Origin of the sequence: Aeriscardovia aeriphila, assembly GCF_002259595.1 — a bacterium.
Taxonomy (GTDB): domain Bacteria; phylum Actinomycetota; class Actinomycetes; order Actinomycetales; family Bifidobacteriaceae; genus Aeriscardovia; species Aeriscardovia aeriphila.
In genome coordinates, this window is the sequence record NZ_MWWU01000002.1 from 480951 (window position 1) to 505752 (window position 24802).

14 protein-coding genes are annotated in these 24802 nt (G+C 55.0%); 3 read left to right on the plus strand and 11 right to left on the minus strand.

Annotated elements, in window-relative coordinates; all coding sequences use genetic code 11:
- Nucleotides 1-100: 100 nt before the first annotated feature.
- From AEAE_RS03155 to AEAE_RS03180, 6 genes are all read right to left on the minus strand, one after another.
- On the minus strand, nt 101-763 hold the full coding sequence (locus tag AEAE_RS03155; protein ID WP_094689683.1) for an ATP-dependent Clp protease proteolytic subunit: 663 nt from the start codon (nt 761-763) through the stop codon (nt 101-103).
- Nucleotide 764: 1 nt separating this feature from the next.
- Complete coding sequence (locus AEAE_RS03160) at nt 765-1394, minus strand: ATP-dependent Clp protease proteolytic subunit (RefSeq protein WP_094689684.1); 630 nt, start codon at nt 1392-1394, stop codon at nt 765-767.
- Nucleotides 1395-1730: 336 nt separating this feature from the next.
- Nucleotides 1731-3095: a trigger factor gene (gene tig, locus AEAE_RS03165; RefSeq protein ID WP_094689685.1), complete on the minus strand. Its 1365-nt coding sequence runs from the start codon at nt 3093-3095 to the stop codon at nt 1731-1733.
- A gap of 61 nt (nt 3096-3156) precedes the next feature.
- On the minus strand, nt 3157-4446 hold the full coding sequence (locus AEAE_RS03170; RefSeq protein ID WP_094689686.1) for an HRDC domain-containing protein: 1290 nt from the start codon (nt 4444-4446) through the stop codon (nt 3157-3159).
- Between the two features lie 77 nt (nt 4447-4523).
- On the minus strand, nt 4524-5120 hold the full coding sequence (locus tag AEAE_RS03175; RefSeq protein ID WP_094689687.1) for a hypothetical protein: 597 nt from the start codon (nt 5118-5120) through the stop codon (nt 4524-4526).
- Between the two features lie 9 nt (nt 5121-5129).
- A complete protein-coding gene (locus tag AEAE_RS03180; protein ID WP_094689688.1) occupies nt 5130-6830 on the minus strand; it encodes an NAD+ synthase in 1701 nt (566 codons plus the stop codon).
- A 155-nt stretch (nt 6831-6985) separates the two neighbouring features.
- Here AEAE_RS03180 and AEAE_RS03185 point away from each other — a divergent pair, with 155 nt between their 5' ends.
- Nucleotides 6986-8419 carry a C1 family peptidase gene (locus AEAE_RS03185; RefSeq protein WP_094690093.1) on the plus strand — a complete coding sequence of 478 codons (1434 nt, stop codon included), beginning with the start codon at nt 6986-6988 and terminating at the stop codon, nt 8417-8419.
- A gap of 148 nt (nt 8420-8567) precedes the next feature.
- Here the strand turns inward: AEAE_RS03185 and AEAE_RS03190 are convergent, their stop codons facing one another.
- The 5 genes from AEAE_RS03190 to hisS form a co-directional block, all read right to left on the minus strand.
- Nucleotides 8568-9899, minus strand: a complete 1332-nt coding sequence (locus tag AEAE_RS03190; protein ID WP_094689689.1) for a substrate-binding domain-containing protein — start codon at nt 9897-9899, stop codon at nt 8568-8570.
- Entirely contained in the window at nt 9896-11326 is a 1431-nt protein-coding gene (locus AEAE_RS03195) for a replication-associated recombination protein A (RefSeq protein ID WP_094689690.1), read from the minus strand. Before AEAE_RS03195 ends, AEAE_RS03190 begins: the two co-directional genes overlap by 4 nt.
- A complete protein-coding gene (locus AEAE_RS03200) occupies nt 11323-13941 on the minus strand; it encodes a DEAD/DEAH box helicase (protein ID WP_094689691.1) in 2619 nt (872 codons plus the stop codon). Before AEAE_RS03200 ends, AEAE_RS03195 begins: the two co-directional genes overlap by 4 nt.
- 124 nt (nt 13942-14065) lie before the next feature.
- On the minus strand, nt 14066-15874 hold the full coding sequence (gene aspS, locus AEAE_RS03205) for an aspartate--tRNA ligase (protein ID WP_094689692.1): 1809 nt from the start codon (nt 15872-15874) through the stop codon (nt 14066-14068).
- A 37-nt stretch (nt 15875-15911) separates the two neighbouring features.
- Nucleotides 15912-17333 carry a histidine--tRNA ligase gene (gene hisS, locus AEAE_RS03210; protein WP_094689693.1) on the minus strand — a complete coding sequence of 474 codons (1422 nt, stop codon included), beginning with the start codon at nt 17331-17333 and terminating at the stop codon, nt 15912-15914.
- A gap of 406 nt (nt 17334-17739) precedes the next feature.
- On the opposite strand from hisS, the gene pulA reads away from it, so the two are divergent.
- Together pulA and AEAE_RS03220 are read left to right on the plus strand one after the other, a co-directional pair.
- Nucleotides 17740-23064, plus strand: a complete 5325-nt coding sequence (pulA, locus tag AEAE_RS03215) for a type I pullulanase (RefSeq protein WP_244569606.1) — start codon at nt 17740-17742, stop codon at nt 23062-23064.
- 244 nt (nt 23065-23308) lie between these two features.
- Entirely contained in the window at nt 23309-24721 is a 1413-nt protein-coding gene (locus AEAE_RS03220; RefSeq protein ID WP_094689694.1) for a DUF349 domain-containing protein, read from the plus strand.
- Nucleotides 24722-24802 lie beyond the last annotated feature (81 nt).

Here is a 24802-nt window from a genome sequence, read left to right on the forward strand (position 1 = left end):
TCTCAAGATTATCAGCGCGCCTCATCGGGCGCATACAAATAATGGCGAGGCCAATAGCCTCGCCATTTTCATATTATTCGATTGTGCGGTGTTTCTGCACTCACTTGCGGTGAGGCAGAACCTCATCCACGATGCCGTAATCCTTGGCCTCTTGTGCTGTCAGAATAGTGTCAATCTCAATGTCCTTGCGAATGCGCTCAGGAGACTGACCAGTATGCTTGGCCATCGTGTTCTCCAACCATTCACGCATGCGCAACAGCTCACGAGCTTGCACTTCAATTTCGGAAGCCTTGCCGAAACCCTGGCCAATTGCTGGCTGGTGGATCAGCACGCGAGCATTCGGCAGCATGAGACGCTTGCCCTTGGTGCCAGCAGCCAAAATCACGGATGCAGCAGAAGCAGCCTGACCCAAGCACACCGTTTGAATTTCTGGCTTGATGTACTGCATGGTGTCGTAAATGGCCGTCATAGCAGTCATCGAGCCACCAGGGGAATTGATGTACATCATGATGTCACGGTTAGGGTCCTGGCTTTCGAGAACCAGAAGCTGAGCCATGAGGTCATCGGCAGAAGTGTCGTCAACCTGCGCACCCAAGAAGATGATGCGGTTTTCGAAGAGACGAGAGTATGGGTTCGTCGTCTTCACACCGTAGGGAGTGCGCTCGGTGTACTCGGGCAGCACGTAGCGCATCTGTGGAGAGGTGAACGTGTTGCCTGCCAGGCGCTCAGCGCGAGCGACGAAACGAGCTTCTTCACTAGCCATGTCACTCTCCCTTCTGTGATTGCACGGCCTTGTTCAGCGAGTTACGGTCGGTGATGATGTGATCGACGAAACCGTAATCGAGAGCCTGCTGTGCGGTGTACCAGTGGTCGTAAGCGTTGTCCTCATAGATCTGCTCAATGGTGTGGCCGGTCTGCTGAGCAGTGAGCTCACCCAAAGTCTTCTTCATATCCATGATGAGTTCCGCGTTGACGCGCACATCCGTCTCGGTACCGCCGATGCCGCCAGATGGCTGGTGCATCAGAACGCGTGCGTGAGAGGTGATGAAACGCTTGCCAGGAGTGCCCGAGGAGAGCAGGAACTGACCCATCGATGCGGCCATACCCACGGCAATGGTTGCCACGTCTGGCTCGATGAGCTGCATGGTGTCGTAGATTGCCATGCCGGCGGTGATGGAACCGCCTGGGGAATTGATGTACAGCCAGATGTCCTTTTCAGGGTCTTCAGCGGCGAGCATCAGCATTTGAGCGCAGATGACGTTGGCGTTCTCATCTTTCACTTCGTCGCCGAGCCAAATAATGCGGTTCTTCAGCAAACGGTTGAAGATCGGGTTTGCACCAGCGAGTGCTGCACCGTCGCCATCATCCATTACTGGAGTAAACGGAGAAGTCACGGTAACTCCTTGTCTTTTTAAACTATCCGTCCTCTACCTTACAGCATTGTGCGAGCTGCTGGGTAAGTTTCGCAACCGGCTAGTTTCAAAACTTAAGTCCTTTTGGCTCAAGTTTAGTGCACTTGAGCGAACACCTCGCCGGTAAGCCTGCCCTCACAGCTGAATATGTTCTGGGCTGAACCCAGATTATCATTGACGCACAAGGTTACTGCAAAGGGTAACTGTTCAGTGCCGCTGCACAGATAAACTGCACAGATAAACTGCGCAGATCGCTTCACAGCTTCACTGCATACAAAAAATCCCCGCCGAAGCGGGGATCGAAAGCCGTTAATCAGCTCACTTGGAAGCAGCAGTCATCGAATCTGCAATAGATGCGGCAGCTGCAGCAGCCTGAGCGGAAGCTTCCTCATCGGAGGTTTCTGGCTCATCAGCTGGCAGGTACTCAGAGAAGTCGACGACGGTGCCGTCAGAGGTCTTGAAGGTGACCTGACGCATACCGGCGACCATGCCCTTAGAACGGCCCACTTCAGTGACAGCAGAGCCGAGCTGGCCCTGACGCACGATGGACTGGATGAACTGGCCTGGATCGATGCCATACTGCTGAGCGATGGTAGCCAAGAAGTCAGTCACATCATTCTGGGAGACTTCGATCTTGAGGTCTTCAGAGAGCTGGTCGAGAACCATCTGGTCACGCAGCTCCTTCTCGGCCTCATCGGCAGCAGCCTTCTTGTTCTCTTCAGAAGCATCCTTTGGCAGCTGGTTGATGTGATCATCAGAGAGCTGCTTGGCAACGCCTGCTGGAACAGGAATGTCCAAGCCCTCTTCAAGCTTGGCGATGAAGGCATCGCGAGCTTCCTGAAGCTGACGACCCTTCGCATCCTGCTCAGCAGCCTTCTTCACGGACTCCTTGAGCTCGTCGAGAGTGTCGAACTCAGAAGCTTCCTGAGCGAAGTCGTCGTTGAGTTCTGGCAGCTGCTCTTCCTTGACGGAGTTGACGGTGACCTCGATGGAAGCCTTCTCGCCTGCGTGCTCGCCGGAAGCCAATGGTGCTTCGAAGCTGGTCTTCTCGCCTGCGGTGAGGGTTTCGAGAGCGTCATCCATACCCTCGAGCATGTTGCCAGAACCAATCTGGTAGCTCACGCCGGACTGAGAATCAACCTGTTCGCCATCAATGGTTGCGGTCAGGTCAATGTTGACGAAATCGCCCTTCTGAGCAGCGCGATCCACACCCACCAAGGTGCCGAAGCGCTTACGCAGGCCCTCGAGGCGCTCTGCAACGTCCTCATCCTTGACCTCAGCTGCTGGAATCTCAACTTCCATGCCCTCAAGGCTTGGCAAAGTGAACTCTGGACGAACCTCAACCTCAGCGGTGAACTTCAGCTTGGTGTCGTCGTCAGCCTTCATTGGCACAGCCTCAACGTCCAGCTTTGGCTGGTCCATGGGGTGCAACTCGCGCTTCTGTGCAGCCTTGGCGTACAGCTCTGGAACAGCGTCGTTGACAGCTTCAGAGACGATTGCTGCAAAGCCGAAACGAGCGTCGAGCACAGCAGCTGGCACGTGACCCTTACGGAAACCTGGGACGTTGACCTGGGAAGCAATGCGCTGACGGGTCTGGTCGAGATACGGGTCGAGCTCCTTCTGATCCACAGTGACGGTCATCTTGACCTTGGTTGGCTCGAGCTTCTTGACAGTGGTTCTCACCCTGAACTCCAATTCCTCGAAAAGTTTCTTGTGTTTCTCTCTTCGCATCTGCGTAAAGAAACTAACTTTCAGTAACTGTAATGCCTCTCAGAGACTTTGTAACCAGGTTCACTTGCCATGGCCTGGCTCCGTGTTCGCTTAAGAATGCGCCGATTTGCTCGTGTGGGATCTCTTGCCAACATACTTCTCTGATCAGCGAGGGCTTTACCAGTAATTCCGCTGGTATTTCCAAATCTTGGCTCAACTGGCCAATAGCCGTCCTCATGGCGCTCAACCTTTGGTAGCGCTCAGGTTGGTGGCTCTTCCAGTATTTCATGGTTCTTTGGGCTCCCGAGCCGCCTTTTTCCTCATACGTATGCATGGCTGGCCACTCGTCTTCCTTAAGATTTTCAGCACGCAGGATGGCGTCAAGCCACACTCGTGGCTTGACGGAACGTTGCAGTGGAGCGTAATTCTCCACCATCTTGTCCTCTTCTGTGCCGGTATGACGGCGAACGCGCTCTTGGAAGCCAGAAATATCCTCAAACTGGGCGCGATTATGCGGTTTGCGCAAGCCGGCTTCCACAAGGGTGTGGTCGCCGACTAAAAGATCAGGGTTGATGTCCAACTTTCTGGCAATCTTGTCGCGGGTATTCCATAGTTCGCGCACGATGGCTAGACCTTCACGGTCAGCACCCAGCCGAGAGATATGGCTCGTGTGGTACCAGGGTTCATTGTGCGACTCGTGGAAAGCCAAACCGTGGGCTAAAATCGCGCTGAATTCTTCCTGAGCCCACTCCCATTTCCCCTGAGAGCGCAACGCTTTTTCTTCCGCATCGCGCAACTCAATGAGCAGCTCCACATCCAAAGCGGCATACACTCTCAAGTCGCGTCTTAGCGGCCGGACTGACCAGTCAGCGATGGCATGCTCTTTGGCCAGCGTCTTTCCCAGGAATTTCTGAGTTGCGGAGGCGAGGCCTGCTTTTTTGAGCCCTAAGAAGCGCGCAGCAAATTCAGTGTCGAAAAGTTTGGTCGGGAAAAGCCCCAGATCGCGAAAACTCGGGAGATCCTGTGAAGCGTCATGCAGAAGCCACTGCGCATCGGGCATGACACTCACTAAACGGGTGATATCGCATCCAGCCGCTAGAAGGGCGGGAATGTCAAAAAGATACGTGTCCGTCCCCTGGCGGCGCACTTGGATCAGATAATCCATATGCGAATAGCGGTAGGAGTTGGCACGTTCCGCGTCAACGGCAAGCGGACCGAGGGCGTGGCTCAAGTCAGCGATAGCAGCGTCGAATTGGCGAGGGGTAGCAGTGAGGTCGGGTACTCCCCTGTGGGGTACGTCGATCAGCTCTGGCTCGTCCTGCATGCCTGCTCTGCTCCCTTACCACTTTTCTGTTGCCACTGTGCGTGTTCATTCACAGCACTCACGTCGATTATTGTTGCCTACTCGCCCGACGAATTACCCTGCTCGTCAGTCTGACCTTCCTGATTATCAGCACCTGAATCATCATGAGAGGCTGAACCACCATCAGCATCTGAAGAATTATCAGAGCCAGCTGCATCCGGGTCTGTCCGCTTAAACTCCTCTTGTCGAGAGCGCAACGCCTGCATACGCTTCTCAAATGCCTGAGGGTCGTGAGGGTCAGACTTTGCCGCCACTCCCCCGAAACGGTCAGTCACCGGTGAAGGCAGATCAGCCACTTGGTCGGCATGCTTATCCCATGTGTGGCGAGCCGGCTCATCCAAGAAGTCCTGCCAACTCGACCACGGGTCAGACTTCGCACTGGTAATCTCAGGCGAGGAGGAACGGCTTAAATGCGCCAGTTCGCTGCCGGAGAGCTGTTGAGCCTGACGAGGCTGGTCGCGGCTTAATTGTTCCACCCATTGGGCGTTGCGCAGCTTGGCAATCTCATAGGCTTTTTCGGCCTCTTCACGAGTGCGGTACGGGCCAAGCAGGTCGGCAATTTTCGAATGCTTGCCATGCTCCACCTGACCCGTTTTCGTGTTAAACCACCAATAGCGACGATTAAACAAAGCCATAGCAGCCTGCTACTCAGTAAAACGAGAAGTGACCGGCAGGCGACGGTCGCGACCAAAGGCCAAAGCAGTCACCTTCGGGCCCAACGGGTACTGACGACGCTTCCATTCAGCGCGGTCCACCAGGCGCATCACCGTGTCGACAGTCTTCTCATCAAAACCGTCGGCCAAAAGGTCAGCGCGACCATGCTGCTTTTCGATGTAAGCGGCCAAAACCTTGTCCAAAAGCGCGTACTCCGGCAGAGAATCAGAATCCTTCTGACCTTCGCGCAATTCGGCAGACGGAGCTTTGGTAATCGAATTGACGGGGATGACCTCCGGCTTGCCCTCCAAGCGAGCCTTGTCATTACGCCAGCGCGAGAGATCCCACACCTTCGTCTTGAAAACATCCTTGATCGGCGCGTAACCGCCCACAGCATCGCCATAAATGGTCGAGTAGCCGCAGGAAAGCTCGCTCTTATTGCCCGTGGCCAGCGCCAAAAGTCCCTTCGAGTTGGAGTAGGCCATCACGATCACACCGCGCAAACGAGCCTGCAGATTCTCCTGAGCAGTGCCGGTGAGAGCAAGCTGGTTTTGGAAGACGGTGAAGAGCGGCTCAATAGCCTGAACCTCGTAATTGCAGCCCAAGTTTTGAGCCAGCTGCTCGGCGTCGGACTTTGAACCGTCGGAAGAGTAGCGCGATGGCATAGAGATGCCGTAGACGTTTTCTGCTCCGAGGGCGTCGGCTGCCATAGCTGCTGTCAAAGCCGAGTCGATGCCGCCGGACAGGCCGAGAACAACACCCTTGAAGTGGTTCTTCTTGGCGTAATCCTTGAGTCCGAGCACGCAGGCTTCGTAGACGGCTTCATCGTCGATGCACTCGGGGGCGATGGTGGAACGGGACATTTCCCAGCCTTGCTCGCGCGTGTGTTCGCTGCTCGGTGCGGGAAGTGTCCAGTAGGAAAGGTCTTCTTCGAAGCTCGCGGAGCGTTCCAGCAGGGCTCCTGTTGGAGAGACGACGAAGCTGGTGCCGTCGAAAACGAGGTCGTCCTGGCCGCCGACCTGGTTGAGGTAGATGACGGGGGCGTTGACTTCGCGGGCGCGCTTAACGGCGAGGTCCTGGCGGGTTTGGCCCTTGCCCTCTTCGAAGGGCGAGCCGTTGATGGTAAGCAAAACGTCGATATTCTTGGTGGCGAGCTCGGCTACTGGGCCGCCATCTTGCCAAATATCCTCACAGATTGCCACGCCGACGCGCTGGCCGTGCACTTCGAAAACAAGGGCCTTGTCGCCGGGGCTGAAAATACGGAACTCGTCGAAAACGCCGTAGTTGGGAAGGAAGTGCTTGGCGTACTGGTTGACGATTGCGCCGTGGCGCAGCACGAGAAGCTTGTTTTGAGGCTTGGGTTGGCCGGTGGGCGTGCTGGTTGGTGGCTCGCCGACAGTTCCGAGGACGACACGCATGGAGCCCATTCCCAAGGCGTCGAGTTGGGCGGCGATCTTTTGGGCTGCTTGGTGAGCGGCGCGGCGGAAGGTTGCTCGGTAGGCAAGGTCCTCAATCGGGTAGCCTGTCAAGGTCATTTCAGGGAAGACGACGACGTCTGCCCCATGCTTGTAGGCCTTCTTGCAGTAGGAAAGAACGAGTTGCGAGTTGCCTTCAAGGTCACCCACGCACGTGTCGATTTGTGCGAGGGCGAAGGTTACTGGCTTGGCGGTGCTTGCGTGTAGCGATGTCATAAAAGCCTCCTATTACCACTTCTGTTATGCTAACCCGCCAGGCTGAGAAATCGCACATCGTGTCTAGCATAGAGCTCATGACACAAAATACCGAAAAAACTGCAGTTTCTGCCTCTCAAACTGCGCTGAGCGCTGAGGGCGCTCTCACCAGCTCCATGAGCGAAGGTTATTCCTCCCAGTTCAATTCGCAGCGCGCTAACAAGATCGCTGCTAACGCTGCGGTGCACAACGGTGTTCTCGCCGCTGCTGTGGACTATGAGGGGGTGCGCCAGCTTCGCCGCACCTTCAGTATTGAGCTCAAGCAGGGTTCGATTACCAACCAGAAGCGTTCGGGCCGTTGCTGGATGTTCTCTGGTTTGAACGTGTGCCGTTACGAGATGATCAAAGACCTCAACCTCGCTGATCTCGAGCTGTCGGAAACCTACTTGTTCTTCTGGGACAAGATGGAGAAGGCTAACTACTACTTGGAGTCTATTCTGGACACCTTAGATGAGCCCCTGAGCTCTCGCGAATGGGAGTACGTCAACGCTGACCTCGTCGACGATGGCGGCTGGTTCTGGGGCTTTGCCAACTTGGTGAATAAGTATGGCCTGATGCCTGCTGACGCTTACCCTGAGTCTGCTAACTCTGATTCTTCTGCTGACATGGTTCAGTATGTGAACGCTCTTCTTCGTGAGGATGCCGCTCAGTTGCGCGCTCGCCACGAGCAGGGTGCTTCCCTGGCTGTTCTGCGCGAGGTGAAGAGCCAGATGCTCGCGGCAATTTACCGTATGCTTTCCATTAGCTTGGGCGAGCCTCCGGCAACCTTCGACTTCGTGGTGCGCACCAAGGACGATGAGGATAAAGATTCTCAGTCTGCTGAATCTTCTGAGAACTCTTCCGCTGCTGACTCTTCTGCTGAAAAGGGCGAGAAGAGTGAGAAGGATGGCGAGAAGAAGGGCTTCATCACTGGAAAGCTCATCGTCGACAAGAACATCACTCCTCTCGAGTTCTTCCACAAGTACTGCTCCGTAGACCTTAACGATTACGTTGACGTTGCTGACGCTCCTCACAAGGAGTATGGCAAGCTGTATGAGCTGCGTCGCTCCTCCAACATGGTGGCTGGTCACGAAATCCAGTTCGCCAACATGGGTATGGATGTGATCAAGAGGGCTTTGATCGCTCAGCTCCAGGCTGGTCACCCTGCATGGTTCGCTTGCGATTGCGAGCCATTCTCCCTGCGTCGCATGGGTGTGTTCGACCGCAAGAGCGTGAATGTGGAAGCCCTCTTCGACGTTGAGTACAAGCTCGATAAGGCTGATCGTCTGCGCTTTGGCGAGTCGCTGGGTAACCACGCAATGACCATTCAGGGTGTTGACCTTGATGAGAACGGCAACCCAACTCGTTGGAAGATCGAGAATTCGTGGGGCAAGATGGTCGGCGAGAACGGCTACTTCGTCATGTCGGACGAGTGGTTCAGCGACTTCGTTTATGACGTCGTGTTGCGTCGCGAGTTCCTGGATGCTGACACTCTCGCTGTTGCTCATAGCAAGCCGGTGGAGTTGGAGCCTTGGGATCCATTCTGCAAGGCTACTCGCTGCATCGCTTGAGATTATCAATCCGGTGAATCATAGCGGTGATCTTTTGTTCACCGGTTGAATAAGGGCGCTGGGCTCTCAAGTCCAGCGCCCTCTTGTATATGCGCACGTGTTCGTTCGCTCGTGAGCTCCCGAACCACGAAGCGCGGATGCGTACAGATCAGTACTTGCGGTACGCAAGCGCGGCACGCGCGGAAGCCGCAGTGAAAATCTGGGAAGGCACGCGGTAAACGCGAGGAATAGTCGGGTACTTCTCAGGGTCAAGTCGGTGGCCGAGCACCGCGGTGAGCGCGTGCAAAGTGTCGACGCCCATCTGAGGGTTGTATTCGATCACGCGAGAAAGCGAGCCGTTGACAAGCGCCTGCAAACCCGCGCGAGTGCCGTCAATGCTGATAATTTGGGGCGTAATGCCCGCCTCTTGAGCTGCCTGCGAGGCACCGATCGCCATCGAATCATTGGCAGCAAAAATAAAGTCAATCGGGGTGCTGGGGTGACGGGCCAGAATATCGGCCGTCAGGTCGTGGCCAGACTGGCGAGTCCAATCCCCATGCTGCGTTTCCACCACACGCACCGACGAAGAAAGCTTGCTCTCCCATCCCTTTTCGCGCCCCTGCGCCTGAGGGGAACCCAGAGCGCCCGAGATTACCAGGCCGGTGAGCTTCGCGCCTTTTTCGGAAGAATTCAAACTGTTCACGTATTCGGCAGCCTGCTCACCTGCCCACTCGTCAGACGGGCCGATAAAGCTCGCCACTAAAGGAGCCTCCTGGCCGTCAGCCTTCTGTTCGCTTTTGTTAGTCGTCGTGTCTGCGTTGGTTGACGTGCCGCTGCTGGTTGTCGTGTCACCGCTGGCTGTTGTGTCACCAGCCGTCGTCGTGTCGACAGTGCCATGGTCATCGTGCGTGGTCTGCACCGGGATGCCCACCACAATAACTGGAATTCCGGCAACTCGGGCCTTCTCCAACTCTTCTTGCCAGCCGGTTTGCTCAGCCGGGTACAGAATAATGGCAGCCACGCGAGCAGAAATTGCCTTGTCGAAAGCGCTCACCTGTTCCAAAGGATCATTGGAATTGAGCATATGGTCCGTCGTCAGGCTGAAACCGCCGGCTGTGACAAAACGCTGAATATCCGCTCTCGCATGGCGAGCGAATGCACCCACACCAGCGATGCCGATATAAGCGATCGTCTTATTCTTCAACTGCCCGGTGAGCGCAGTTGCAGAGCAGATGGCATCCATCTGCTGCTCGGTTACCCCAGCGTGGGCGGCAGAATCGGAGGACGCGCGGGAAGAAGTGTCAGCGGATGTTTTTCCACCCGAGCCATCAGCAGTGCCATCAGCAGTGCCATCAGCACTCGTCTCACAGTAAGCGGGTTGAGAGGCTTGAGGTGCGGCGGCTGGCCGCGCTGGACTTGCCCCGCAGGAGGCAAGGCTCATCAGCAGCGCAGTTGCCAGGCTTACTGAACTCAGCGCTGTCACAACGCAAAGTCGTGTCATTCTTTCCCGTCCTTTGAAGCAGTGTTCAGCGCTGAAGCAGTGTCATCGTCTGCAGGCTTATCGGCTACCGTGCCATGCAAAATCGCACGAATCTTAGGCAAACGCTGCGCAATCTGCGCCTCATACCCATGCTCTTTCGGACGGTAATAGATTTTGCCGCGCAACGGCTCAGGCATATACTCCTGCTGCACAATATCCCCCGGGTAATCATGCGCATACCGGTAGCCCTCATGGTTACCCCACTGCTGCATAAGTTTGGTCGGCGCATTCCTCAAATAAAGCGGAACCTGACCAATATCACCCTTATCCACATCGGCGAGAGCCTCATTAATGGCGTTATAGCTCGCATTCGACTTTGGTGCCGTGGCCACAGCAATCACCGCTTGAGCAAGAATAATCCTCGCTTCCGGCATGCCTACCATCGCCACGGCTTGAGCAGCTGCCACGCACAATTCCAGTGTTTGAGGCGATGCCATGCCCACCTCTTCACTGGCAGCAATCATAATGCGCCGGGCGATAAAACGAGGGTCTTCTCCCCCACGCAACATACGCGCCAAATAGTGAATGGCCGCGTCCGGGTCAGAACCGCGCATGCTCTTAATAAAGGCGGAAGCCACATCGTAATGCTCGTCGCCCGTCTTGTCGTAGCGAATCTGAGCAGCTTGCATCACTTGCGTCACCACATCAGTGGTAATCTCAGGCAACTTGTTGGAAGTTGGGCTTGGCTCTTCGACAGCACTCGCGGCAGACTCCAAGATTGTCAGTGACTTACGCGCATCACCCGCCGCATATCGCACGATCACATTCAAAGCGCCGTCCGACAAGCTCAGTGTGTCATTCAAACCGCGAGGAGAATGAACCGCACGCGTGACAATCACCTTCAACTGCTCGTCTGTCAACGGGTTAAGCTTGACCACCACCGAGCGGCTGAGAAGCGGCGAAATCACCGAAAAGCTCGGGTTCTCCGTCGTTGCAGCCACAAAAGTGACATCCCTATTCTCCACCGCAGGCAGCAGCGCATCCTGCTGCGACTTGGAGAAGCGATGCACCTCATCGATGAATAAAATCGTCTCTTTGCCCTCAGTGACCAGGCGACGGTGAGCGCGCTCCAAAACGGCACGCACATCCTTCACACCCGAGGTCACCGCCGACAGCTCTTCAAAAGCACGGCCCGACTGAGTGGCCATAATCGTGGCCAGCGTCGTCTTACCAATGCCAGGAGGGCCGAACAAAATCACCGAACTGGGGGCAGTGATCATATCCGAGCCTTGAGGAAGGGCCAGCCTGCGCAAAGGCGAACCCTCAGCAAGCGCCTCATCTTGGCCCACCACTTCATCCAAGTTTGCAGGCCTCATGCGCACGGCTAGAGGCCTGGTGATATCGCTCGCCTCGGCCTGGCTGAACAGGTCTGGCATATCTTCGCTCATAGGCCCTCCTGCTCAATAGTCACGCCATTTTTCATCAGCTCATCGATCGGAGCAACCTCATAGCCGTCGAAAACGACAGAACCTTGGTTTTGCGTTTCATCCAAGTCGATAAACCCGTCGATAGCCCAGTCGAGGTCGCCCTCCGCATCCTTGAGAATTTGGCGGGCATGCCAGCGATGGTGAGCATTCTCATCCGACTCATCGAGGATGAAATACTTACTCGAGCGAGCATCCTGGTCAGTGATAATCTCCTCATGCTCGTCGTAAATATCGTCGAGAGTGTCCTCCCAGGAGCGCAAGCCCATGCCAAACTCTGTATCCAAGTCGGCAAGCTCCTGGCTCTTTTCCTCGGCAATCAGCAGCACGCGCAAGAAGAGGGCGTTACGCACCAAAAGCTCCATACCCTTACGGTCCGGCACCACCGAGTCGCGGGAGCCAGGGGCAGAACCACCCAGATTAGCAGTACTGCCATTATCCGCGCTCACACCCATCTGGGCATCAGCGTTCGCCCACTCATCCAACAGCGAGGAATCCACCGAGCGCACGACCAAGCCCAGCCAGTCGATGATTTCTTCCAAACGCTCGGTGAGCTTATCGGTAGGAACCGTACGGCTCAAAACATGGTACACATCCGACAAATAGTGCAGAAGAATGCCCTCCGAGCGGTTCACCCCATAACGAGCGATATAACCGTTGAAATCGGAAGCGGTTTCCACCATGTCGCGCACCACCGACTTTGGCATCACCTGGTAATCATTAGCCCAAGGCACATCGTGACGATACTCGTTGAAAGCCTGCCACAACAACTCTTTCAGAGGCTGCGGGTAAGTGATGTCCTGCAAAGCCTCGACGCGAGCATCATAATCCAGGCCGTCCTCCTTCATCTGCGCGATCGCGCGGTCGCGAGCCTGACGCTTCTGCGCATTGAGAATCTGGTGAGGGTCCTCCACCATTGCCTCAACCATGGACAGCAAATCCATGTCATAGGTAGGCGACTGCGGGTCCAGCAACTCCAGAGCAGCAAGCAAGAACGGAGAGAGCGGCTCATCCAAAGCGAAGTTCTCCGGCAGATCAAAGTGCGTGTCGTAATCCACCGAGCCGTCGTCATATTCCGTGCGCGTAATCACATCCGTGTTGAGAAGGGTGGCGAAAATCTCATCCGCACGGTTCTCCAACTCTTCCTTCACCTTGTCGCTGACCAACGAGTTCTCAATGAGCTGGGAAACACGCTCACGCGCATCGCCACCCTGAATCACCTCGTTGAGAACGAGAGAATGCGTCACCTGAAGGTGCGGGACGAGCCTTTCCGGCTCAGCGGCAATCAGCTTCTCAAAAGCAGCCTTATCCCAGCCGACAAAACCCTTCTCCGGGCTCTTCTTATGAAGTTTGCGCAGCTTCTTCGGGTCATTGCCCGCCTTCGCCGTCAAACGCGCATTCTCAATGTCATACCAGGGAGCCAGAGCGATAACCAAACCCTCATGGTCAAAGCCCGAACGGCCCGCGCGGCCAGCAATCTGGTGGAACTCGCGCGCACGCAAACGACGAGTCCTATTGCCATCAAACTTCGACAGCTCGGTCAAAATTACCGTGTGAATCGGCACGTTAATGCCCACGCCCAGCGTATCCGTACCGCAAATAATCGGCAGCAAACCCTTCTGCGCGAGCGTCTCCACCAGGCGGCGGTAGCGTGGCAGCATACCCGCATGGTGAACACCCACACCGGTAACCAACAGCCTGCGCAAAGTTTGGCCGAACTTCGTCGTAAAGCGGAAGTTCTCCAACTCCTTCTTAATCGCCTCACGCTGCTCTTTCGTCGCCACACCATACGAGGAGAGGTCTTGAGCGGTGTTAATCGCAGCAGCCTGCGAGAAATGCACCACATAAATCGGCTCATCGCCCTGGTCTAGCAGGTGGCGAATCGTGTCGGGCAGCGGGTCGATCACATACTTATAGCTCAGCGGGATCGGGCGAGCTGCCTGGTCGACCACATCTGTTTCGTGACGGTTGAGCTTATTGAGCAGCCTCTCAATGTCGCTCGTGTCACCCAAAGTAGCGCTCATGAGCAAGAACTGCGTTTTCGGCAGGGTTAGCAGCGGCACCTGCCAAGCCCATCCGCGCTGAGGGTCGCCAAAGTAGTGGAACTCATCCATGGCCACACAGCCGATGTCGCGCTGCTTACCGCGCAAAGCCTCGTTAGCCAGGATTTCCGCTGTGCAGCAGATGATCGGCGCGTCGGTGTTAATGTGCACATCGCCGGTGATCATGCCCACATTGTCCTTACCAAAAACTTCGACAAGGTTAAAGAACTTCTCAGAAACAAGAGCCTTAATCGGTGCGGTATACCAAGCTCGCTGGCCAGTGCAGATGGCGTTGAAAATCATCGCCTGCGCCACCATCGACTTACCCGAGCCGGTCGGCGTGGCCAAAATCACATTCGCACCCGAAACCAGGCTTAAAACGGCGTCTTCCTGGTGTTCCCACGGCTCAATTCCGCGGGAGCGCACCCAGGTGAAGAAGCGCTCGAAAATCTCTTCCCCGCTCGGCGGTTGCGGATCATCTAAACCGGCAAGGTCCAGAATGTCAATCGGCTTCTTGCTCGTCTCGTCTTGCCCCATCATTCCTCCTTGCTGGCTACCGTCTCCATACTACGCAAAAGGGAGCAGCTCGTCAGAACTGCTCCCCATAAGCTCACGAGATTATCAGGCTTGCGATGAAGCGCACTGATAATCTTGAGGCAAACTATTGCTTATCGGCTTCGAGAGCCGCCACCGCTTCCTTCACACCAGACTCATTGATCTGCTGCTCAGAAATTGGAGCAGGAGCACCAGTGAGAGGGTCGGAACCAGAGTGCGTCTTCGGGAAGGCGATGACGTCGTAAATGGAATCGACACCGGAGAGAATTGCCGACGCGCGATCCCAACCGATAGCCATACCAGCGTGAGGCGGGGCACCATACTTGAAGGCCTCTAGCAGGAAGCCAAACTTCTCGTCAGCCTCCTCCTGAGAGATGCCCAACACCTTCAACACGCGCTGCTGAATGTCGTCACGGTGAATACGGACAGAGCCGCCGCCCATCTCCAAGCCGTTGCACACGATGTCGTAGGCGTCAGACATAGCATGCTCAGGGTCAGTGTCGAAGGTATCCAGCGAGGATTCGCTTGGCATGGTAAACGGGTGATGCACACTCGTCCAATTGGTGTGACCCACGTTGACGTGGTCGTCGTTCGGGTCGTCAGCGCGACGGAACAGTGGGAAGTTCACCACCCAGCAGAAGGCGAACTTCTTCGGGTCCAACAGGCCTTGGCGCTTGGCAATCTCACGACGAACCATACCCAACAAGGTCTGAGCATCCTCAGCCTCGCCCGCAGCGAAGAACACGGCGTCACCCAGCTTCGATCCGGTAGCTTCCATGAGGCCTTCGCGCTCAGCGTCGGAAATATGCTTGGCGATGGAGCCAGCGATAGTGCCATCCTCCTTGAAGGTGACATAAGCCAAGCCCTTCGCGCCACGTTGCTTTGCCCACTCTTGCCAGGCGTCGAACTCGCGGCGGGACAGGCTTGCGCCGCCCTCGTAGCGCACGGCACCTACATAGGAGGCCTGGAACACGCGGAATGGCGTGTCCTTGAAGTATTCGGTCAGGTCGACGAGCTTGTTGTCGAAGCGCAGGTCTGGCTTGTCGGAGCCGTACCATGCCATGGCATCCTTGTAGTCGATGCGCTTGATTGGCAGCTCAACCTCGTAACCCTGGGAAGCCCACACGTCATGAATGAGCTTCTCACCCATAGCAATGACATCTTCCTGGCCCACGTAGCTCATCTCCATATCGAGCTGAGTGAACTCAGGCTGACGGTCGGCGCGGAAGTCCTCATCACGGTAGCAGCGAGCAAACTGGAAGTAACGCTCCACACCAGAAACCATGAGCAGCTGCTTGAGCAACTGTGGGGACTGTGGCAAAGCGTACCAGGAACCTGGCTGCAGGCGGGATGGGACGACGAAGTCGCGAGCGCCTTCCGGAGTGGACTTGATGAGGGTTGGGGTTTCGATCTCCTCAAAGTCCATGGAGTACAGGCTTTGGCGGGCTGCACGCATGATGTCGGAGCGCAGCTTCAAACGAGCCTGCATGCTGGGGCGGCGAAGGTCCAGGTAACGGTAGCGCAGGCGCACATCCTCACCAGGAAGCTTGTTGTCGCCCTCGTTCTCCAACACGGAAGACACCTGGAATGGCAGAACCGCTGCAGTGGAGAGAACGGTGATCTTCTCGGCATCCACTTCGATAGCGCCTGTTGCCAAGTGCTCATTGACCTGGCCTTCAGGCCGAGCTGCAACCTTTCCTGTGACCTGGAGCACGTATTCACTGCGCACATCCTTGGCCATAGCAGAGTCGGCAACCATAATCTGGATCAAACCAGAGTGATCTCGCAAGTCGAGGAAGGTCATTCCTCCCAGATCGCGGCGACGATCCACCCAACCGGCGAGCGTGACAGTGCTGCCGACATTGGCCAAGCCAAGTTCAGCAGCTGAATTCGTTTTGTATTTTGTCTGAGTCATAGACGTGTAATCCTCCCAGCGTTCCCGTTCAGCATACTCACTGTGCTGGAGCAGACTCGCTGCCGACCACAATTTCCTGCTTGCCATATTCACTGGCAGGAACCCACGTGTTCACATCAGCGCTCATCTGTTCGCCAGTGATGATGTTCTTCACCTGGTCAGTTGCGTTCTCAGAGCCTGGCTCAGCGTTGGGGTCAGCTGGAAGCCACACATAAGGGATACCCAGGCGGGAAGCGTAACGAATCTGCTTGCCAATTTTTTGAGCAGTAGGAGCAACATCGCTGGCAATCTGACGGGAGCGCAGGGTGCGGGCGATGGCGTTGGAGGCGTCACGATTCTCTTCATTCCATACGCCGACGAGCACAGTTGCTGGCGACTGACGATTCGCGTGAGCGCCTTGAGTGTGCAGCAAGTAGGACAGCATTCGAGAAAGGCCGATGGACAAGCCAACGCCTGGGTACTTCTTGTTACCCTGGCTCACCAGATTGTCATAGCGGCCGCCGGAACAGACGCTGCCTAATTCTTCCGCGCCTTCCAAACTCGTCTCGTAGACAGAGCCAGTGTAGTAGTCGAGACCACGAGCAATAGCGAGATCAGCAATGACTGCGTGAGAACGTACCTTTTCGGCTTCGCGCAAGATCATTGAGACGGTTTCCACGCCTTCGATAGCCAAGGCATAGTGTTCAGACGTGGTGTCAACATCGTAGCTGTGGCACAAGGCATCAAACTTTTCGCGCAAAGCGTGAGGTTCGTATTCGCGAATTTCAGCTAATTTCAAGCAGGCCTGTGCCTGTTCACGATTCGCAGAGCAATACTGCATCAGCGATTTCACTACTTCATCTTCGCCGACTTTGTCGAGCTTATCGACCTCGCGCAGAACTGCCTCGACATCGCTTAAGCCAATAGCGCGGTAGAAGCCTTCCGACAGCTTGCGATTATTGACATGAATGGTGGCCTGAGGAAGGCCGAAGGCCTGGAAGCGTTCCATTGCCTCGAGCATAACTAGAGGAAGCTCAACTTCATAGTGGTCAGGAAGTGTGCCATTTCCGACGACGTCGATATCTGCTTGAACGAATTCGCGGAAACGTCCTTCCTGCGGGCGCTCTCCTCGCCACACCTTTTGAATCTGCCAGCGCTTAAAGGGGAACGTGAGGTCGCCTGTGTGTTCCACCACATAGCGGGACAGTGGAACAGTGAGGTCAAAATGCAGACCTAAGCGCTCTGCTAGAGGTTCGTCACTTTCATGGCCAACATCTTGCAAACGCGAGAGCAGGTAAATCTGCTTACTGGTTTCGCCTTTTTTGAGCAGAGAAGCGCCAGTTTCCACGGCTCGCGTTTCAATTCCCATGAACCCGTGGAGCTCAAAGACGTTTCTGAGCGTATCGATCATTTGTTGTTCAACGGCTCTTTCCTGCGGAAGCCATTCCGGGAAGCCGGATACTGATGCACCTTTAGCCACTGTGTCACTATACAAAAAGCTCAGAACCGATTGACGAGGGCTAATAACACGTTCTTTCCTATCGGTTGGTGAGGTGCGGGTTCTTGAGTAGTACGAATGAAGCGTCGAAAAATGATTGCTTTGCAAAAATTTACTGCAAATGAGCAGAAATTCTGGAATTCTTTGCAAACGGTGGCAGCCTCGTATGTATGATCACCACCCCTTTTGAAAACCCGGAAAAACTCATGTATTGTGGGGACTGATCACAGTGTCGTGCATGACGGATACCCGCTTTTTTCACGTAACGAAGATGTTTGTTGCAAACGGTATCTCACTGCTCACCGCTGGGAGCATGCCGCTTTATGTCGACGGGGACCAGCGTTTCGTCACTGTGAGGGTAAGTACTCAATGAAGAGAATGGAAACACATGTTTACGCATGCAAGTAAACGGCTCTACACTCTGACAGGTGTTGTAGCGACAGTTGCTATGGGCTTGGTTGGGGCTCTCATCCCTGTGACCAACGCTCGAGCTTCAGTTACTGCTGATGCTCAAGCTGCTGCTAATTCTCGTAGCGATGTGCAAGTCATCGCATTCCAACAAACATGGAATACGATCGCACAAGCTTGCACCACCACCTACGGTCCCGAAGGTGTTGGCTACGTAGAAACCAGCCCTGTTACAGAAACGATCCCTGGCACAGCTTGGTGGACCAGCTATCAGCCAGTCAGTTTCAAACTCGATTCCAAACTCGGCACAGAAGCTGAGTTCAAGAATATGGTCGCCACCTGCAAGAAGGCAGGCGTCGGCATCATCGCTGATGTTGTGATGAACCAGACCACTGGAACTGATTCTGACATCCACGGCGAGCGTGAAGGCGTTGCAGGTACCAAGTTTAATGCAGATACCGCCTCCTACCCTGGTTTCACCGGTGATAAGAACCAGTACCCTCAAGGCGCTACTCGCTCTGATTTCCACGAGTGCACGGCAAAAATTACCAATTACACCAATCAAGATGAAGTGCAAAACTGCCGTTTGCAGTCTATGTGGGATTGGAACACAGGCTCTGCCAAGGTTCAAGATATTGACTCCGATTTTCTCGCCCGTTTGCTCAAGCTCGGAGTTGCTGGCTTCCGCGTTGACGCTGCGAAGCACATCAACGCAGCTGATCTCAAAGCCATCAAGCAGCAGACTGCTCAGAAAGCAGGAAAGTCTGCTGATGACATCTACTGGGTACAAGAAACCATCGGTAATGCTTCTGAAGCAGCAGGCATTCAGCCGTCCAACTACTTTGGCAATGGAGATGTCACCGAGTTTGGTTTCGCCTCTGAGCTCAATCAGAAGTTCAAGGGTTCCATCTCTGGGCTGAAAGATCTCAGTTCTCGCCTCATGCCTTCTGAAAAGGCAAACGTGTTTATCACCAATTGGGATACTGCCCGCCAAGAAGGTTACCTAACCTATAAGGATGGAGCACGCTACCAGTTAGCTAACGCCTTCATGTTGGGCTACGGCTATGGCACGCCTCGTCTCATCTCTGACTACAAGTTCGGAAACGACATAGCAGACCACGATACTGGTGCTCCTGGTGCCACTGAGACCTCTGTTCCTGACGTCGACATGGACAAGGTATGCTCCTCCAACACCTCCGACTGGAATTGCCAGGAGCGCTGGACGTCGACACGAGGAATGATCGCCTTCCACAATTATGTGGGTGACGCGAAGCTGACGGGCTGGCAATCTCAAGACAAGAACAACATTGCCTTCTCTCGCTCAGCCAAGGGCTTCTTGGCCATCAATAATGCGACTGAGCCAGTCAAGGTTAACTACACCACAGACCTTGCCGACGGTACATATTGCAACGTGTACGCTGCTCAGGATTGCTCCGAACAGGTTGAAGTGAAGGATGGAACGGTTTCTACTACCATCCCAGCACGTTCTGCGGTCGCTCTCTACGCAGGAGCAACCAAGGATCACCACCCAGCGGCCAGCCAAGCCAAGGATCCTTCTGACCCAACGATTGGCAAGGAAGACCAGGCAATTTTGCCAACGGACCAGACGCTGACCGTCTACTACAAGGCTGACCCGAGCTGGAAGGCCGTGAAGATGGGCTACTTTGCCAATGGTCAATGGTCCGCCTCCCAAGAGCCGATGAATGGGCCAGATGCTCAGGGCTATTACACTATGGAGCTCACCACCGGCGGTAAGGAAGCGAAAGTTTACTTCACTGACGGCAACGGCAATTGGGATTCGAATAATTCGGCTAACTACACTATTCCTGCCGGCATCGTTCAAGCCAGCATTGAAAACTATCAGGTGAAGTTTGGCAACCCCGAGGCTTTAGAGGGCAGCACTCGTCTGGTGATCCACTACAAGCCAGCAGCCAACGACCCTGGCCGCGGTGTTTACGTGTGGGGTACAGACAATTCCGGTAAAGATTTGGCCGGTGAGCACCACCAGTTCACTGGTGAGGATGCATGGGGCAAGGTTTATGAGGCTTATGTCCCTGGCTCCTTTGATAAGTTCAACTTCATTGTGACCACGTCTAACTGGGATAAGTTTGGTGCCGACCGTTCCATCGTCGTGGCGAAGAATGGCACTGCTGAGGCATGGGTGGATGGTAGCGCAGCTGATGGCGCAGACACGACGCTGAGTTCTGCACCGAAGGACTACACCGTTTCTGGTAATCTCACGCTTACGGTTCACTACTATCGCGCTGATGGCAAGTACTACGATGCAGCAAATACCAGTATCGAGGACCCACAGTGGAACTTGTGGACCTGGACGTCTGCCTCTTCTGGCAAGTCGGCAAGTTTCACCAAGCATGACGCTTGGGGTGAAATCGCCACTATCTCCTACCCTAATTACCAGCTCGTCGTTTCGGGTGACAACTCTGATATCGGCATGCTGCGTCGTTTGGGTGAATGGAGTGAGAAGGACCCTGCCGATGGAAACATCTTCGTTCCAGCCAATGCTCTCGTAGCAAATAAGGCAGATGGCTCCGTTCATGGCGAAATCTGGCTCGTTGCCGGCGACGCAACGGTCTACACTTCTCAGCCAACCTTGTCGACAACGGTCAAGTCTGCGTCTATCTCTGATTTCACCAAGCTTGACGTAAAGATGAGCAAGCCGGTGAGCGAAGACGACGTGAAAGGCAAAGTTGAAGTTACCGACGCCTCAGGCAAGCCTGTCAAGCTCAGCTCGGTGAAGGTCAACGGCTCAACGCTTGAGATTGCCACTGCTGATGAGCTCGAACCGAACGCCAAGTACACCGTTAAGGTTGCTGATTACGGTCAGGTATCTGCTACGGCGGGTGCAATCGTGCGCACGAAGAAGTTCGATGAGAAGTACGCTTACTCGGGCGACGACCTCGGTGCTACATATTCGCAGAAGGAAACCACTTTCAAACTGTGGGCTCCAACTGCAAGCTCGGTCGTGCTGCGCACCTATAAGTCAGATCAGTCTGCTGATGCTCCTCTTGCTCACACCTACCCGATGACACGTCAGGACAAGGGTGTGTGGGTCGTCACTGTGCCTGGGGATATGAAGGACACTGCTTATGACTATGCGGTGAGCTTCGCTGACGGTACGACGAACGAATCGGAAGATCCATACGCAACAGCAGCCACCGTCAACGGTGATCGCTCTGTCGTTCTCTCCGATGAGGAGAAGACGATTGCAGACTTTAAGCGCATGCCTGCCTTTGAAGGTGGGGATAGCAATGCCATCGTCGCTGAAACCCATATTCGCGACTTCACCAAGTCCCCAACTTCGGGTGTGGATGAAGCCAAGCGCGGAACTTATTTGGGCTTCGTGCAAACGGGGACGAAGAATGCTGCTGGTCAGTCTACGGGCATTGACTATTTGAAGCAGTTGGGTATCACTCATGTTCAGCTGCAGCCATTCTTCGACTATGCTTCCGTCGATGAGACGAAGGCATTGGACGATAGCAACTACAACTGGGGTTACGACCCGAAGAACTACAACGTTCCTGAGGGTTCGTACTCGTCGAATGCTGCTGACCCGGCAACCCGCGTCAAGGAAGCTAAGGAAATGGTCAAGGGTATTCACGATGCCGGCCTGCGTGTGGTGATGGATGTGGTGTACAACCACGTGTTTGACGCCTCGCAGCACGCTTTCGGCAAGGTGGTTCCTGGCTATTACTTCCGCTACACCGCTGACGGCAAGATGTCGAGCGACACGGGTGTGGGTAATGATACAGCCTCCGAGCGTGCCATGGTCCGCAACTACATCGTCAACTCGGTGACCTACTGGGCCAAGAACTACAAGGTCGACGGTTTCCGCTTCGACCTCATGGGTATCCATGATCTCGAAACAATGAAGCAGGTTCGTGCTGCACTGGATAAGATCGACCCGAGCATTCTGGTGATTGGTGAAGGCTGGGATATGAATTCCATGCTTCCAAAGTCACAGAATGCTATCCAGCCGAATGCATACGAGTTGGATAACACGGGTGAGAACGGAACGAAGACGGGCTCGACCATTGGTTTCTTCAACGATTCCTTGCGCGACGGTCTGCGTGGTTCGGTCTTCTCTCTCGACGGCACTGGCTTCGCAGCTAATAAGGGTGACCAGGAGCAGTTGGTGATGCACAATATCCTCGCCTGCCCGCTTTCTGATGGCTCGCCGGAGGCGACCAAGTGCTGGAATGGCAATGCTGAGGATCATTTCGCATCCCCAGGTCAGGTTGTTCAGTATGCGGAAATCCATGATAACCAGACTCTCTTTGACCGTTTGCTCAAGTCGGTTCCTCAAGAGGCTGGCGAGTCGGACGCTGATTATCAGGCTCGTTTGACCAAGATGGATAAGTTGGCAACTGGCACGATCCTTCTTTCGCAAGGTCAGTCCGAGCTTCAAGTTGGTCAGGAATTCTTGAGGAGCAAGGCTGGCAATGAGAACTCGTATAACGCGGGTGACTCTGTCAACCAGCTCAACTGGGATGATCTCGACCCGGCCAAGAACGCAAACGCTGCTGATACGGCCGCATTTGTCAAGGGCTTGATTGCTTTGCGCAAGTCTGTTCCTGGCCTTCGCTTGAACTCCTACTCTGAGATTGCCAGCAAGGTGAAGCCTCTGGCTGCTGCCAAGGGTGTTATTGCTTACCAGATTGAGGATGAGACTGGCACCTATGTGGTTGTTCTGAATGCGAATAACGCTCACACTGCTGTCACTGAGGTTCCTGCTGGTAAGTATCAGCCTCTGGTTCTGGGCTCGCAGGTTGTGAAGGCGAACACTACGGATGTGAAGGCTCGTTTGGCTCTGCGCTTCCTGCGCGCTGCCGCTGCTGAGGGTGTGGATAACACGCTCACTGTGGATGAGAAGGGCTTCTCTGCTGCTCCAATCTCCGTGTCGGTGTTGAAGGTTGCCAAACAGGAAGAAGAACAGCCGACTCAGCCAGGTGATGGGGATAAGCCATCGAAGCCAGGTGATGAGGATAAGCCATCGAACCCTGGCGACGGTGACAAGCCATCGAACCCTGGCGACGATAAGAACCCTGGTAAGGATGACGGTAAGGATTCTGGTAAGGATTCTGGTAAGGATGGTTCTGCCTCTCAGCCAGACGGATCCAAGCCAAGCACCTCCAAGCCATCCGCATCGAAGACTGCAGCCTCGAAGGGTGCTCAGGTGCTCGCATCCACGGGTGCGTCTGTGGTGATGATCGCCGCACTTGCCCTGCTGGCTGTGCTCGCTGGTGCAAGCCTGATTGCCTTGGCAAGAAGGCGTCAGAATAACTGATAATCTCGAGGGCTATCGAGCGATGATTGCCAAGATCAGAGTGATTGTCGCGGTGATAATCTCGAGCGATAAGTGAAGAAATGAGGCTTGGTGTGCGAAAGTGCGCCAAGCCTTTTTGTTACAAAACGTTGAACACGAGATTTTCCGCCGTTCAGTCTCTATAATGAAAGGGTTGCGACGGCGATGAGGCCTGGTAGAGGTTCCAGGCTGAGCCTTCGACCCAACGCGAACCCAAGGAGTAGGCATGAGCGTACCAGAAAATGAAACTGAAAAGGTGACTACTGAAGCCACTACCCCAGCTGAGGAAACCCAGCTGAACACAAAAGAAACTTCCACGACTGCTGAAAATGCAGCTCCTACTCCGTCTGCAGTGGCGAAGAAGAGCGCTGAGCCTGTTGTTCGCGTCACCTATTCCGAGGAGGACGTGGCTACAGCAAAGACCTTCGCTTCCGTTCACGATGGCTCCGTGTTCGTCAAGGATGGTGACCAAGAGCGTGAAGTCGGCAAGTATGCAGAGGGTGAAGAAGAAACTGCTCTGAACCTTCTCGCGCGTCGTTACCTCGACCTTAAGGCTCGCTTGGAGCTGTTCGCTCAGCGCCTTAAGGCTTCCCAGATTCGCTCTCGCGAAATCGACCAGACTGTGGAAAGCCTCAAGAAGGATGTTGAGGCACCTCAGGTTGTGGGTGACCTCACTGCTCTGCGCAACCGCATGGATGAGCTCGCCAAGATTGCTGAGGAGAAGAAGGCTAAGCTCGAGGCTGCTCGCAAGAGGGCTTTGGATAAGTCCATTGCTGAGCACACTGCCGTGATCGAGAAAGCGGAAGCTCTCGTTGCCGGCCTCAACGACAACACTAACTGGCGTGATACTGCTGAGAAGTTCCGTGCCATCTTTGATGAGTGGAAGGAAACGCAGAAGAAGAACGCTCACCTTGACCGCAAGACGAGCGACGCTTTGTGGAAGCGCTTCTCTGCCACTCGCTCCCAGTTCAACCGTCAGCGCCGCCAGTGGGCTAAGCAGCGTGATGAGGCTCGCGAGGCTGTGTTGAGCAAGAAGCGTGCCATCGTCAAGCGCGCTGAAGAGCTGAAGGATTCCACCGATTGGCTCGATACCTCTCATGAGTTTGCCAACTTGATGAACGAGTGGAAGAATGCTGGCCGCGCAGGTCGTCGCGATGACGACAAGCTGTGGACCCAGTTCCGCGCTGCTGCTGACACCTTCTTCAACGCTCGCCAGGCTGACCGCGATCAGCGTAACGCCGGCCAGGAGGAGAACCTGGAGAAGAAGCGCGCCCTGTTGGCTAAGGCTCAGCAGCTCCTGCCAGTTACGACCGAGCAGCAGGCTGCAGCCGCCCGTCAGGCTTTGGGTAAGATCCTCGAAGAGTGGGATCAGATCGGTTATGTTCCACGCCAGAATATCCGCGAGCTCGAAGACGGCTTGAACGCTGTGGAGCAGCAGATTAAGGCTGTGGAAGAGGCTGTGTGGCGCCAGAAGGACCCGGAGACTTCCGCTCGCCGTAACTCCTTCGAAGATCAGCTCAACGCTCGTATTGCTGAGCTCGATGAGCTGATCGCTTCCGAAAAGGATGAGAAGAAGAAGGCTGAGTACGAGTCCGAGAAGGCTGCAAAGCTCAGCTGGTTGGCTGCCGTCAGCAAGTAAGCCTCAAGATTATCACTGCGCTTGCTGCTAGTAGCGAGCGCAGTGCATGAAAAAAATAGAGCCCCTGGATTGAGTCCAGGG